This window comes from Cyclobacterium amurskyense, from assembly GCF_001050135.1.
In the GTDB taxonomy this organism is placed as follows: domain Bacteria; phylum Bacteroidota; class Bacteroidia; order Cytophagales; family Cyclobacteriaceae; genus Cyclobacterium; species Cyclobacterium amurskyense.
Genome location: NZ_CP012040.1, coordinates 4121277 through 4135531, shown reverse-complemented (window position 1 = coordinate 4135531; position 14255 = coordinate 4121277). Strand labels below are relative to the sequence as shown.

General features: G+C 37.9%; 10 protein-coding genes. 2 read left to right on the top strand and 8 right to left on the bottom strand.

Annotation, left to right across the window (positions count from 1 at the left end; all coding sequences use genetic code 11):
* Positions 1-411: 411 nt before the first annotated feature.
* The 8 genes from CA2015_RS16945 to CA2015_RS16910 form a co-directional block, all read right to left on the bottom strand.
* The gene (locus CA2015_RS16945; protein WP_048642974.1) at positions 412-1830 is read right to left on the bottom strand and encodes a Glu/Leu/Phe/Val family dehydrogenase; all 1419 of its coding nucleotides are present in this window, start codon (positions 1828-1830) and stop codon (positions 412-414) included.
* Positions 1831-2277: 447 nt separating this feature from the next.
* Entirely contained in the window at positions 2278-3753 is a 1476-nt protein-coding gene (locus CA2015_RS16940) for a sulfatase family protein (protein ID WP_157470512.1), read from the bottom strand.
* 266 nt (positions 3754-4019) lie between these two features.
* The gene (locus CA2015_RS16935) at positions 4020-4454 is read right to left on the bottom strand and encodes a response regulator (protein ID WP_316934184.1); all 435 of its coding nucleotides are present in this window, start codon (positions 4452-4454) and stop codon (positions 4020-4022) included.
* A 750-nt stretch (positions 4455-5204) separates the two neighbouring features.
* The gene (locus CA2015_RS16930; RefSeq protein ID WP_048642972.1) at positions 5205-6161 is read right to left on the bottom strand and encodes an aldo/keto reductase; all 957 of its coding nucleotides are present in this window, start codon (positions 6159-6161) and stop codon (positions 5205-5207) included.
* Positions 6162-6188: 27 nt separating this feature from the next.
* A complete protein-coding gene (locus tag CA2015_RS16925) occupies positions 6189-7145 on the bottom strand; it encodes an aldo/keto reductase (protein WP_048642971.1) in 957 nt (318 codons plus the stop codon).
* 190 nt (positions 7146-7335) lie between these two features.
* Positions 7336-8793: a DUF1501 domain-containing protein gene (locus tag CA2015_RS16920; protein WP_048642970.1), complete on the bottom strand. Its 1458-nt coding sequence runs from the start codon at positions 8791-8793 to the stop codon at positions 7336-7338.
* 3 nt (positions 8794-8796) lie between these two features.
* Positions 8797-11205 (bottom strand): PSD1 and planctomycete cytochrome C domain-containing protein, encoded by a 2409-nt coding sequence (locus tag CA2015_RS16915; RefSeq protein WP_048642969.1) that lies wholly within the window; start codon positions 11203-11205, stop codon positions 8797-8799.
* Positions 11206-11489: 284 nt separating this feature from the next.
* Positions 11490-12875, bottom strand: a complete 1386-nt coding sequence (locus CA2015_RS16910; RefSeq protein WP_240477982.1) for an IS4 family transposase — start codon at positions 12873-12875, stop codon at positions 11490-11492.
* 207 nt (positions 12876-13082) lie between these two features.
* Between CA2015_RS16910 and CA2015_RS16905 the strand changes: the two genes are divergently transcribed.
* Both CA2015_RS16905 and CA2015_RS16900 read left to right on the top strand, forming a co-directional pair.
* Positions 13083-13280, top strand: a complete 198-nt coding sequence (locus CA2015_RS16905; protein WP_048642968.1) for a hypothetical protein — start codon at positions 13083-13085, stop codon at positions 13278-13280.
* A 205-nt stretch (positions 13281-13485) separates the two neighbouring features.
* Complete coding sequence (locus tag CA2015_RS16900) at positions 13486-13839, top strand: hypothetical protein (RefSeq protein WP_048642967.1); 354 nt, start codon at positions 13486-13488, stop codon at positions 13837-13839.
* Positions 13840-14255 lie beyond the last annotated feature (416 nt).

Genomic DNA, 14255 nt, shown 5'->3' with positions numbered 1-14255 from the left:
TGAAATCGCTTCAAAATACCCAATCGTTGCTGTTTTCAATTTCACCATAGCGGTGCTATGCTAAAATCTCCAAACAGCCTGATTTTCTTGCGATTGCAACACTTCCCGTAAACACGGGACAGGCTTCACCCCTGACTATTGTCAGGACGGAGAAATCCTATTACATAATCCGGGTTAAATTGTAAACCTACTGATTTTAATGGCTCTCGATCTTTTAGAAGTTAGGAAAGTAACTGCTTAAAGAACTTAAAATAAACCATTGATATTTAGCCGTTTGAATTTGATTTCAATAGCTAACGAACTTTCATTACAAATGTCATCAAATATTATAAGAACAAAAAAATAGCCATGGTGAGCATCCCATGGCTATTTTTGTTATAAGGCTAGATTGCTAAAATAAGATCAGAACTTTTATGGAAATATACCCATATCGGTATAGGAGATAGCAATCCGTTCAAGGGCTACAATAAACCCTGCTGTTCTCAGATCCTTTATTCCTTTTTCTTTTCTTACTCCATTCATATGGTGATAGGCTGTGACCATGGTCTCTTCCAACCCTGAATTTACAAGATCTCTCTCACTAGCCCCTTTAATAATAATTCTTTTTTGCTCTTCACTAAAAGAGTCACCAGTTGCTTTTTCAATACCCTCTAGCAGCTCCTCGTACTTTTTCATGTCATAGCGCTTTTCCAGTTTCCCAAAAGAAACCCTAGAAAGGTTTTTCAACCATTCAAAATAGGAAACTGTAACTCCTCCTGCATTCAAATACATATCGGGAATAATCATTATCCCTTTTTCAAGAAGAATATTATTGGCATCCTGAGTGACAGGTCCATTGGCTGCTTCTCCTATAATCTTAGCTTTAATATCATGGGCATTTTCAGCTGTAATTTGATTCTCAAGCGCAGCAGGAATCAAAATATCACAAGGCCTGATCAACAGGGAATTTCCATCTTCAATAAAATCACCTTTATCATAACCTTGGAAGGTTTTGTTTTTTATTTGGTAAGCCTTAATTTTTTCAATGTCTATTCCATTCTCATCCCAAATGCCACCATTGTATTCAGCAATACCAATAATCTTAGCCCCAGATTCAGAAAGGTATTTTGCGGTATAATACCCAACATTCCCCAAGCCTTGAATAATGATTTTTTTACCTTTCAAGCCAACCTTCAGTCCAAGTGCATCCATGTCTTCCTTAACACTTACGGCTTCGCGTATTCCAATAAACACACCCATTCCGGTAGCTTCAGTTCTTCCTTCTATACCATGTTGAGAAAGTGGTTTACCAGTAACACATCCTTTGGCATTGATCACATCAGGGTTGAAAGCCTCAAAAGTATCTACAATCCAAGCCATTTCCCTGCTACTTGTCCCATAGTCTGGTGCGGGTACATCTATAGCTGGGCCTATAAATTTCTTTTTAATCAATTCGGCTGTATACCGTCTGGTGATTTTTTCCAGTTGATCAACATTATAATTATTCGGATCTATTCTAACTCCACCCTTCGCTCCACCATAAGGTATATTTACTAAGGCACATTTATAGGTCATCAATGCCGCCAATCCCTTTACCTCCTCTTCATTCACAAAACTACTGTACCTGATCCCTCCTTTTACGGGCAATTTATGATGAGAATGTTGTACCCTATACCCTGATAATACCTCATAGGTTCCATCACCATTCTTTAAGGGGAAACTAAATTTGTAAATACTATTGCATTGTTTTATTTGCTCTAACAAACCAGGATGAATATCCATATGACGTGCTGCATCATCCACAACTTTACTTACATCTTCAAATAGACTGTACTCCTCCTTTGCTTTCATAAAACCTTCATTTAATTTTAAACTAAAATTTTCAATTTATAGCCAGCAAGGTCTATGCCTAAAACGCAATTACTAGACCCTATCCAAAATTTAACCAGCAATATGCTATTAGCTTTCTATTACTTGATGAAATCTCTACAAAATCAACCACTTTTTTGCTGTTTTCGACTTCATCATTACAGTGCTATGCTTGTCTCCAATTAGCCTCTCCCTTAAACTCGGGACAGACTTTACCCCTGACTATTGTCAAGTCGGAGAGATTCTATCACATAACCTTAGTTTAACTTAGATTCGAATACTTTGTTAAATAAATTTGGTGTGAGCTAAGGGGTAAGCTGATTTTGTCCTATTTTCAATGCAAAATAATCGGTCTGTCGGAATTTTTTGGGAATAAAATGCGGTACCATTATTACTTTTGATTTACCTATCGGAAATACTGAAATAATTTCAATTCGCACTTGAAGCTTTCATCGGCAAACGAACATTCTTACCCTCTATTCCCTGCAAGGCATCTCCCATATCTTTTCTAGCAGCATTGGCCAAAGTGTTTAATTTATCCCTAATTTCAGGATATTCTTCTATAACATTTTTGGTTTCTGCCGGATCATCTTCAAGGTTATAAAGTTCCATTTCTGTTAAATCCAACATCTTATATTTTACAGGGATACCATTAGTAGGCTTAATGAAATCATCAGGTAATGAACGGTACCTATGTGGAAAGTACAACTTCCAATTACCGGAAATAACAGCTTGAAGTTCATTTTTGTTATAGTAGATAAAATAAGCGTCTTGTGACGATTCTGCGCCTTCCTCCACCTCTATCAGTGGCCATATATCTTTTCCATCAATTTTGTTTGGTGGCAAGGAAGCACCCGTCAGATGCGCTATAGTAGGCAATAGATCAATTGTCATGGCCATCTTATCCTGAACCTTACCCTTGGGAAGTTTTCCTTTCCATTTCATTATTGTAGGTACACGAATACCTCCTTCCCATGAAGTTCCTTTTCCTTCTTTGAAAATACCAGTACTCCCGCTATGGGTGCCATAGGAAAGCCATGGACCATTATCCGAAGTAAATACAACGAGGGTATTTTCTTCTAGACCATTTCTTTCTAAGGCCTCTATTACCTGTCCTACTGACCAGTCTATCTCCATTATCACATCTCCATAGATCCCTGCATCAGATTTTCCCTTAAACTTATCAGAAACAAATAAAGGTACATGAGGCATGCTATGTGCCAAATACAAGAAAAATGGCTTTTCACTGTTTCTATCAATAAAGTCAACGGCTTTTTCTGTATACATCGTTGTCAACAGACTTTGATCAATAAGTGTATCGATAATCGTTTCGTTTTGGTACAATGGAAGGGGAGGATAAAAATCCGGTCTTTCTGGATGGTATGGCCACATATCATTGGAATAAGGAAGCCCAAAGAATTCATCAAACCCTTGCTTTGTAGGAAGAAACGGCTCAAGATGCCCCAAATGCCATTTACCTACTATTCCTGTAGTGTAGCCTTCAGGCTTAAGAACCTCTGCAATGGTCATCTCATCCGGAGACAGACCGTGCTTGCTTTGATGCGAAAGTGCTCCAAAAATCCCAAGTCGATTCGAATAACATCCTGTAAGCAAAGAAGCCCTAGAGGCAGAACATACAGCATTGGCAACATGAAAATTAGTGAACTGAACCCCTTCTTTAGCCATTTTATCCAGATTAGGAGTGGCTATATTCTTTGCGCCGAAAACACCTACATCCGCATATCCTTGATCATCAGTGAAAATGATAACGATATTGGGCTTTTGCTGTTCATTGTCTACCCCATTGTTCTCTGAAGTAGAATTACAGCCCAAAAAGACAAGTCCAATTATTAAAAGAGATAAACAATTGATTTTATTAAAATGCATTCGAAAATAAGTACTCATTTGCGTCCTTTGTTTAGCTGATAAAAGATACCTATCCTTGGGCATTTTACAAAACTAGAGGCATAAAACTTATACCAATCCAAAACATTATGGAAGGAAAAAATATGGATGAGTCAAAATGTACAAGCAGATTCGAGAAAATGGCACAGGAAAGAGTGAAATGGCTAGCCAATCTGGAACAGCGTTTCTATTACTTCACTTGGGATTAATCAGATTTACAGTAATATTTGAAGAATTACTGATTGAGGCTAATTTGATTAATATACCTAATTAACGGGAAGTGTAGCAGTATCTAACCAAAATTGTTGAATCGAAGATATGGCCTTTATAAAGTCTGAAACAACAATAGGCTTTGTTATATAACAATTTGCATAGTTCTGGTAAGACAAATCAATGTCTTTTTGGGAACTGGAAGTAGATAATATAATTACGGGAATTTGCTTGTAGCAATCATGGTTCTTTAGCTCATAAAGGACCTCATGTCCATTTTTCTTAGGTAGATTAACGTCTAAGATAATTAAATCTGGAGTGGTTTTTTCTTCAAACCCATTTGTCTTAAAAATAAAATCTAGCGCTTCCTGACCATCTCTGGCTACACTTACTGTATTGCTATTCTCACTTTCATTTAAGGCTTCTTTAGTTAAAAATACATCACCTTCATTATCTTCTACCAATAAAATGTGCGCTGATTTCATTGTCATTTTTTATACTAAAATATTAATTCCTTTAATCAAAACCGTAAGGATATTTAACTATGTTGGTTAGCGTACAGCAATTAAATCCCATTTTCTATTTTGAAACCTAAATTAATGTACTTTCAAATTGAGTAGAACTAAATATACACCCTTTTTAAATTTAAAAGTAAATTTATAAGCAGAAAAGGACGTTTAGTTCAATATTAAACGTTCATTACCAATATTATTCTAAAATTCAAGCAACAAACAAAATCAATAAAGCTGTAAATACACTGCAAAAGTATTGCTATTTTATTATTAAAAATGAAATTTCAATTAAAATTTCAACTATTTAAACCGATTATAATTAATTTTTTTATGGAAGTTCAAGATTTGAAGTAAAGCCTACTATTTAACCCGGATTATGTAATAGAATTTCTCCGCCCTGACAATGTCAGGGGTGAAGACTGTCCCGTGTTTACGGGAAGTGTTGCAATCGCAAGAAAATCAGGCTGTTTGGAGATTTTAGCATAGCACCGCCATGGTGAAATTGAATACAGCAACGAAGTGGCTGATTTTAAAGCGATTTCAGCACGTAATAGAATGCTATTGCATATTTCGGGTTTAAGACCAACACAAACGCAACCTAAAAAAACTGCAATTACTCTAAATCCAATCCGTTTGAAAATCCACATAGCCGCACTATGGGCAATTTCCAATAAACTGGTATTAAAGCAATTGCAGTATATATTAGATTATTTACTTCCTATTTAGGACTTAACTCTCCCAGAGATCTGATTGTTTAAATGGACTTCCTGGCACTTCGGTAAAAAAGGTTCCATCAATATACCTATGCCGACTAGTAATTTCACCTATGGCTTTCAAGTCATCTTTATCAAGTTCAATATCCTTAGATGCAAGGTTGGCTTTAATCCTATCTTTATTGGCGGATTTAGGAATTACAGCAATGCCTCTATGCAATGACCAAGCGATCAAAACCTGAGCCACTGACGCCTCGTGTTTTTTAGCAATATCTTTAAAAACCTTGTGTTCCATCAATATTGGATCATCCTCTTTTTGTCTTGCCTTTGGCCTATCCGCTGATCCTAATGGGGAATAGGCAGTTAGATTGATGCCTTTTTCTTTACAAAAACTCACTAATCCCTCTTGAGGCAAATAGGGATGGATTTCAATTTGATTCATCTCTGGTACCACCTGGCAAGCACCAATAATCTCACTCAGTTTAGCTTTATTGAAATTGGATACGCCAATATGCTTGGTGAGTCCCTTTTCTTTTAACGCTTCCATTCCTTTCCAGGTGTCTGTAAGTGGAACTGTCTTATAATCAAGAAAATCATTTCCATCTTTAGGAAAGGTCACCCCACTTTTTAAGGAAATGGGCCAATGTATTAGATAAAGATCAAGGTAGGTTAGCTGCAGGTCCGCCAAGGTTTTTTGAAGTCCTTCCTCTACCTTATCTATTTCATGGGCATTGTTCCATAGCTTAGATGTTACCCATACCTCTTCTCTTTTCACGATTCCCTTGTCAAATGCTTCTTTCAATGCATCTCCTACTTCTTTTTCATTTTGGTAGATTGCTGCACAATCAATATGCCTGTATCCAGCTTCCAGCGCCCAAAGTACCGCTTGATAAACTTCTCCAGGACCTGATTTCCAGGTTCCTAGACCCAACATAGGCATTTTATCCTGATTTTTGAATGTTATGTATTTCATAGTTTTGTTCTTAATTTAAAATTTTACTTATAGATTTTCTTCCCAAATGTCAGAAAAATCATAAGGACTTATCTCCCCTACCCAAGCTCCTCCATGGGTGTAACGGTAAGGCCCCCCAAGATTGTCAATCGTTTCCATATCTTCCTTATTCAAAACCAATTTACTGCCAGCAAAATTCTCTTCTATTCTTTGAAAATTTACGGACTTAGGAACTACAGAAACCCCTTTCTCTATTGCCCATGCGAGTACCACCTGCGCTACTGAAGCAGAATTGTTCTTTGCTATAATTTCCAATTGCTTGTTTTCAAGCAATAATGGGTGATCCACTTCATTGGCTGCCACCCTATAGGCTGCTCCCAATGGGCCATACCCAGTAATATGAATTCCGTTTTTATCACAATAGTCTTTTAACTTAGCCTGAGGCAGATAAGGATGAAATTCTATTTGATTGACTGTAGGCATTAGAGAAGCTGTTTTTTTAAGTGCTTCTATTTTGGCCGAATTGAAATTAGAAACCCCAATTTGGCGTGTTAGCCCATTTTTTTGAAGCTTCTCCATTTCAGCCCAAGTGGCACTTAAAGGTGCTTCATCCTTCGTCAAAAAATCACTCGGTTCAGCTGGCATTCCAACTCCTTTTTTTAGAGCTATAGGCCAATGAACTAAATAAAGATCAAGATAATCTAACTGTAAGTCGTTCAATGTATTCTTAATCGCAGGAAGCACATCATTTGGCAAATGAGAATCATTCCATAACTTCGATGTAACCCATAATTCTTCCCGCTTCACTAAGCCTTGGGAAATAGCATCACTTATTGCCTTGCCTATTTCATTTTCATTCTTGTAAACATAAGCACAATCTATGTGCCTATAGCCAACCTTTATTGCATGAAGCACAGCTTCATAAACTTCATTTGGCTTTGACTTCCAGGTTCCTAAGCCAAGAGCTGGCATTTGGTCCCCATTTTGAAATAATAAACTTTTCATTAATGTTGGTTATGTACTAGAACTAGAAATTCACTTTGACTACTCAAACAGGGGTTCCATAACAGAATCCCCATGATAATAATTAATTACCCCTAATGACAATATTTTTTCTACCTGATTTACATTATTGCAAAAAGCCATAATTAGAAAGATAACTCCCATTATCTAAGACTCTATGCAAACTAAAAATTTACACTAATAATTCCTTAATCACTCTACCAGACACATCTGTAAGCCTGAATTTCCTACCCAAGTGCCTATATATCAGCTTTTCATGATCCAGCCCAAGTTGGTGCAATACAGTGGCCTGAAAATCATGAACATGAACTGGATTCTCGGTAATATTATAACCTAATTCATCGGTAGCCCCATAAACTATACCAGGTTTTATTCCTCCACCAGCCATCCAAATGCTAAAACATCTGGGATGGTGATCTCTTCCATAATTGTCCTGAGTCAATCGTCCTTGGGAGTAATTGGTACGTCCAAACTCTCCACCCCAAATTACCAAAGTCTCATCTAAGAGCCCTCGTTGCTTCAGGTCTTTTATCAAAGCGGCTGATGCTTGGTCTGTATCTTTTGCCTGAACGGACATCTCATTGGGTAAGTTGCCATGTTGATCCCATCCTTGATGATACAATTGAACAAACCTTACTCCCGATTCAGAAAGCTTGCGGGCAAGAAGGCAATTGGCGGCAAAAGTCCCAGGCTTTCTACTCCCCTCCCCATACATTTCAAATATACTGTCTGGCTCATTAGACAAATCCGTAGCCTCTGGTACTGCTGTCTGCATCCTGTAAGCTAGTTCATATTGGGCTACTTTAGCTTGGATCTCAGGGTCTCCTATTTTTTCATAAGCATGATGATTTAAGGCCGCTAAATTGTCCAACATCTTTCTTCTATCCGACTTGGTCATGCCATCTTGATCATTTAGATAGAGTACAGGATCCTCTCCATTGCTAAACTGAACCCCTTGATGTGCTGAGGGCAGAAACCCATTGCTCCAAAGTTTAGCATATACGCCTTGTCCATTTCCTTTGCCTTTAGAAAGCAACACAGTGAAAGCAGGTAAATTATTGTTTTCACTTCCAAGCCCATAACTCAACCAAGACCCCATACTGGGTCTGTTTCCTTGTTGTGCACCTGTTTGGAAAAAAGTAAGTGCAGGATCATGATTTATCGCCTCAGTATGCATTGATTTGATAATACAGATATCATCTACAATCTTCGCTGTATGAGGAAAAAGTGAACTAATCCAGGCCCTTGCTTGACCGTATTGCTGGAAATCACAAAAGGATCCGACCATGGGGAAGCTTGTCTGGCTGGCCGTCATTCCTGTAAGCCTTTGACCTTTCCTAATAGATTCAGGCAATTCTTGCCCCCACAAATCCCGAAGTTTAGGTTTGAAATCAAAAGATTCCAATTGAGAGGGCGCACCATTTTGAAACAGGTAAATCACTCGTTTTGCTTTAGGGGCAAAATGAGGAAGACCTATCGTCTCAGCTTCTCCTCCGACCAAATTCGTACCATTAAATAAATCTGGAATTAAAAGTGACCCTAACGCTGCACTTCCTAACCCTAAACTTAATTTGGAAAGAAAATGCCTTCTGTTGAGGTTCAGTCCATGATCTAATAATTCCTTTTCCATAGTTTAGGCTTTTGTAATTGCTGCTTCTAAATTATATATAAGCGTAATGACCTGCATCAGAGCTGCATGAACAGGAACTGGAATATCATCATTATGAGGAAACTTCCCTACATCTAGTATTTTAACCGCTTTAGATTTGTCTTTGTTATATTCTTCTAGAAATGTTTCAAAATGACTATTTAAGATTGACCGTTCACTTTCATCAGGCTTTCTACCTAGAATACTGTAAAAAGCAGATTCTACCGCAACTTCTGCATTGCTGCTTTTCTTTAGTAACCTCCCTGCATAAACCCTAGAGGCTTCCAGGACTACTGGATCATTCATCATGACTAAAGCTTGTAAAGGAGTACTGGTTTTCAATCTTTCCACCTCGCAGGCATCTCTATTACTTGCGTCAAATAACATCATGTTTGGAGGAGGAACAGTTCTTTTAATAAAGGTATAGAGTCCTCTTCTATAAAGGTATTTTCCTGTATCCAATTGGAATTTTGAAAGGTTTCCCCTTCCAGAAGTGGCAGCCTCCCAAAGTCCTTCTGGCTGGTAGGTTTTCACAGATGGCCCTCCTACTTCATCATTCAATAAACCACTTGTGGCCAATACCAAGTCTCTAATTTCTTCAGCTTTTAACCTTCTTCTTGGAAAACGAGCCAAAAACCTATTGTCAGGATCCTTTTTATAATTCTCTTCACTCACTCCAGAAGATTGCTGATAGGTGGCTGATAAAAATATTTTTTTCAATAGATACTGAATATCCCAACCGCTTTCTATAAAATCTACCGCCAACCAATCAAGTAAAGCTTGGTTGCTAGGTAAATTTCCTTGAAGGCCAAAATCTCCCGGAGTATCCACCAAGCCGATACCGAAAATCTCCTGCCAAAGCCTATTTACATACACCCTAGCTGTTAAGGGATTGTTCATATCAAAAAGCCATTTGGTCAAACCCAATCTATTCTTGGGCAGGTCCTCTGGATAAGGAAGAATAGAAGCAGGTACTCCTGGCTCAACTTTCTCACCATGCGCATCATACTCCCCCCTCTCCAATATAAAAGTAGATCGAATGCTGTCCAAATCCCCCATCACCGCTACCTTCAAAACATTGGCCTCATTAAGTAAGGAATTGTAATTGGTACCTTTGTCCATTCCAGTCATCAATCGTGAAACCCTACTGGCACTATCCGGCATATTGATAAATTGAAGAACTTCCTTAGCGGTAGTTTCACTTATTTCCATTAATGGATACTTTGCGGGACTTTTTTTAGAAAACCCCGGACTGGCTTCTTCAATTCCCCATTCTGCAATATTATTAAAAAAGGCATAAGTTTGGAAATACTCCTTTTGGGAAAAAGGATCGTATTTATGGTCATGACATTGGGCACATTCCAGGGTAATTCCCAACATGGCTTTTCCCAAGGTATTGGTTCTGTCTATTGCATACATCACCCTATACTCTTCATCTATAGCGCCCGATTCCTCTGTTATTTTATGATTTCGATTGAAGCCAGTAGCAAGAATCTGTTCCATACTCGCATCCGGAAGCAGATCACCTGCAAGTTGCCAGGTGATGAATTGGTCATAAGGCATGTTTTCATTGAATGCATGGATTACCCAGTCTCTCCAAGGCCACTGGGTTCTATAATAATCATCCTGATAACCATGGCTATCAGCATACCTGGAAACATCCATCCAACTAACCGCCATTTTCTCACCATAAGCGCTTGATTTAAACAATTTATCTATGGTTTTACCTAATTCCAAAGTGCCTTTCTCTACTGCTTCTAAATCAGCAGGAGCAGGAGGCAACCCAGTAATATCAATATAAAGCCTTCTAAGTAATGTCAAATCATCCGCCATTGGAGAAGGAGCTAATCCTGCCTGCTCCATCTTTTCCAAAACAAAAAAATCAAGTTCATTTTTAACCCATTCCGTATTCCCTACTTCAGGAAGCTCGGATTTCTTTGGGGGAACAAATGCCCAATGTGGCTCATATACAGCCCCTTCATTAATCCATTTTTCAATAAGTTTGATTTGATAATCACTAAGTTTAAGGTTGGAGGAGGTAGGTGGCATTTTCTCCTCAGGGTTTTCAGAAATCATTCTAACATAAACCATAGAAGCATTGGGATCACCAGGTACTATGGCATGTTTTCCAGGACTTTCCGCCAAGGCCGCATAGGCCTCATCTTCTTTGTCCAGACGAAGTCCTGCTTCTCGCTTATTCGCATCAGGCCCATGACATGTAAAGCAATTTTCAGATAAAATTGGTCTAACATGAAGATTGTAGCTGATCTCCTTAGGAAAATTATTGGTCTTATTATTTGTATCTTCTTTACAGGCTATAAGAAGCGTTACAAAAACTACCCATCCCAAAAATGGTAAGGTCCAAAACAAATTTTCTCCTTTTCTGACAATCATTTCGTTAAAATAGCTATTTACAATGTAAAAGCAAAAGCCATTTTTTTAAAGCAAAAGTTTAAACCCGGATTATGTAATAGGATTTCTCCGTCCTGACAATAGTCAGGGGTGAAGCCTGTCCCGTGTTTACGGGAAGTGTTGCAATCGCAAGAAAATCGGCTGTTTGCAGATTTTAGCAAAGCACCGCTATGGTGAAATTGAAAACAGCAACGAAGTGGCTGATTTTAAAGCGATTTCCGCACGTAATAGAATGTCTATTGCATATTTCGGGCAATGTCGTTTAGTTAAGGTTTATAAGTTATAAAATTACTGGGTCTGGCAGTATACCTTTTTATTCTAGGAACTGACCTGTTGGGCCGTATTATTTCAAGTTGAAGCAACAGTTTGAAAGCATAATCAGATATTTTTCCAATGATTTTGTCCATTCCTTGTTTGAGTTGATCAATTATAGATTTGGTTTTACGATACGCCTGGGTTCTGTTGATCTGATAAGTGTTTTTCCGTTTTTTATTACAGTAGTCAATCCCTTTTTTGGTAAGTGTTTTACTGAGAATGTTGCTCAAGTTGGCCCTGAGAATGATTCTATTAAAATCCTGGAGAACGGCCCTGGCCGTCTTTCCGCTCAGGTTTTCAAGTTCCGCCCTAGTTTTGAGTAGCTTGAAAGACTCTTCAACAGGCCATCTTTTCCTGTAGAGCTCACGTATTTCCTTGACAGGGTACTTCTTATGGTCAACTAGGTTGGTTATCAATATATGGTCTTCTCCTGATGCAATCGGTACCCGTACGAGCCTTAACTTGAGTGCCTCAGTAGGAATATTCCTTTCCCTACACCTGTTTAAGGCCTCTTTGGAAGGGGACACCTCTATGATCTGCTGTTTTTTGGTAGATGCTAAAAATGCCTTTGCATGTTTCCATCTGTTTGCCTTTACCCTGATGACAAAGGATTTCTGTTGCTGAACCAATGAGGACATGAGCCAAAAGGCCGCATAAGCCCTATCCATTATAAGCAGGTCGCCCGGCCCTAGACAGGGAAGATGACTTTCACACAGAGCAAGTTCACTTGTCCTGTAATGTTTGATCTTGGCATCTATACTGATTTGGTTGAGTACATCGTAGGCTTGGGAAACACGGGCTAACACTACTTTTCTCCCGTTTTCAGTCCGGGTTTCGAAATGGCCAAAACCTTTTGCCAATTCTTTGCTGTAAGGAAGCTGCAAAGTACTGCCGTCGATACCTATAAGCCGAAAACCTTTCCATTTACGGATATGGCTGGCTTTATTATAATAAAAAGAACATTGTTGTTCATTGAGCCATGTAAACACCTTGGGGTTTAGTTTGGATCGTTGCTGACTGAATGCTCCTTTGGAATAGCTGACCGATTTGTCGGAAAAAAAATTATCAAGTTCTTGCTGAACACTCGATTTACCCAGGCCCAACATGAAGTAGATAAGATCTGTAAAACCCAAACACCGCTGACGAACAAACGCTGTGTTAGTCGTACGGAACCTATCGCGTGTTAATCCATTTTCTATATTGTTTTTTAATAGTTTTAAAAAGTCCTTCGAAAAGGAAAAGGACTTGATTGTTGTTAGATTATTTTCAAAAAAACTACGCTCCCTTTTCTTTCCTAAAAATAATAAAAATTCCTTAACTAAACGACATTGATATATCGGGTTAAACCTTATACCAGTCTTCAGATCATATTAAATGAAGATTAAGTAAGCTTTCGATGTTTTTTAAAGCCTTTAATCCTCTAATAAATCTTGAGAATTCACATCATAAAAAATAAATATTATCAAAGAACAATTCTTGGATTTTCTGGCATACTTTTTATTATAGTGTTTATGTCTAAAGAGACATAAAAAAGACAATAAAAAATGAGAACAAGCATCGTTGTTATGATGATCGTCGCATCCAGCCTAGTGGCATCTTGCGGCAAGAAACAAGTAGAATCACAAATTGATACTTCTATTGAGGAAATAGAGGTACCTACTGAAATGAATGAGGAAGAAGTGCTTTCTGAAACTGAGGATTCAGTGGAAGTACTGGAAGAAGTAGCGATTCCTGAGCAATAAAATGCTCCAAAGCTGTCACAAAATTGTGACAGCTTTCTTTTTCCTTTAGAGTCAAGACTGCTATTGATTAGAATCTGGTTTTATTGACATTTTAGAATTGAAAGCACCACACTTTGATTACCCATTTTTCCACACAAATACCCAATAATAAAAAGGCAAGGTGCTACAATTTGTTTTTAAAAAAACAGTACATTTATCGCATTAAATGAAAAAACTAAAAGTTTTGAAATCGTCGCTTGCCCTATTCCTTTCAGGAGCGGTATTGCTATGGTCATTTCTTTTATCATTTTCGCCTAACCAAGGATTAAGCTTTTTACAACAAAAAGATGCCGCAGTCAAATCCATTGGCTATGTAGAATTCTTTGCACTTCCTAGCGTATTTGAAGAAGGAAACTCCATCAAAAGTTTTTTAAACGATGGTCTGAACGCAGGAATAAAGAATCAGGAGTTTTCTTGGACAATAAATATCATTAAAAGTATTGATCCCTTTACCCCTTACAAATGGGTTCCTTACCATTACCTGAAACAAATCCTTTTTCCTTTCCATTCTTTTTGGTAAACTTTCATTTTTATTCGCTTCCCATAAACCTTGGAAAGTTGTAAACCAACCTATTTCCCAAGGCTTTTTGTGAGAAAGCATTTGGCTACCAGCCCATCAAAGCAAGTACATTATCAAGCCTCCATTTAGAATAAAGCTGCTGGCTCATTTTCTTCAATTATTTAACCCGGATTATGTAATAGAATTTCTCCGCCCTCACGATATTCAGGGGTAAAGCCTGTACCTGGTTTATGGGAAGTATTGCAATCGAAAGAAAATCTGGCTGTTTGAATATTGAGTCATAGTAGCATTATGGTGAAACAAAAAACAGTAAATAGGTACCTGAATTTAGAGTTATTCAATCAACTTATAAAAGACCTATTGCCTATTTCGGTTCAAGGGTTTTTAGGATAATAATACAAGCTTACATCATAAAA

Coding starts and splice junctions, on each gene's coding strand:
- CA2015_RS16945 (WP_048642974.1), bottom strand. CDS start 1,830: ATGAAAGCAAAGGAGGAGTACAGTCTATTTGAAGATGTAAGTAAAGTT.
- CA2015_RS16915 (WP_048642969.1), bottom strand. CDS start 11,205: ATGATTGTCAGAAAAGGAGAAAATTTGTTTTGGACCTTACCATTTTTG.
- CA2015_RS16930 (WP_048642972.1), bottom strand. CDS start 6,161: ATGAAATACATAACATTCAAAAATCAGGATAAAATGCCTATGTTGGGT.
- CA2015_RS16905 (WP_048642968.1), top strand. CDS start 13,083: ATGAGAACAAGCATCGTTGTTATGATGATCGTCGCATCCAGCCTAGTG.
- CA2015_RS16940 (WP_157470512.1), bottom strand. CDS start 3,753: ATGAGTACTTATTTTCGAATGCATTTTAATAAAATCAATTGTTTATCT.
- CA2015_RS16920 (WP_048642970.1), bottom strand. CDS start 8,793: ATGGAAAAGGAATTATTAGATCATGGACTGAACCTCAACAGAAGGCAT.
- CA2015_RS16935 (WP_316934184.1), bottom strand. CDS start 4,454: ATGACAATGAAATCAGCGCACATTTTATTGGTAGAAGATAATGAAGGT.
- CA2015_RS16925 (WP_048642971.1), bottom strand. CDS start 7,145: ATGAAAAGTTTATTATTTCAAAATGGGGACCAAATGCCAGCTCTTGGC.
- CA2015_RS16900 (WP_048642967.1), top strand. CDS start 13,486: ATGAAAAAACTAAAAGTTTTGAAATCGTCGCTTGCCCTATTCCTTTCA.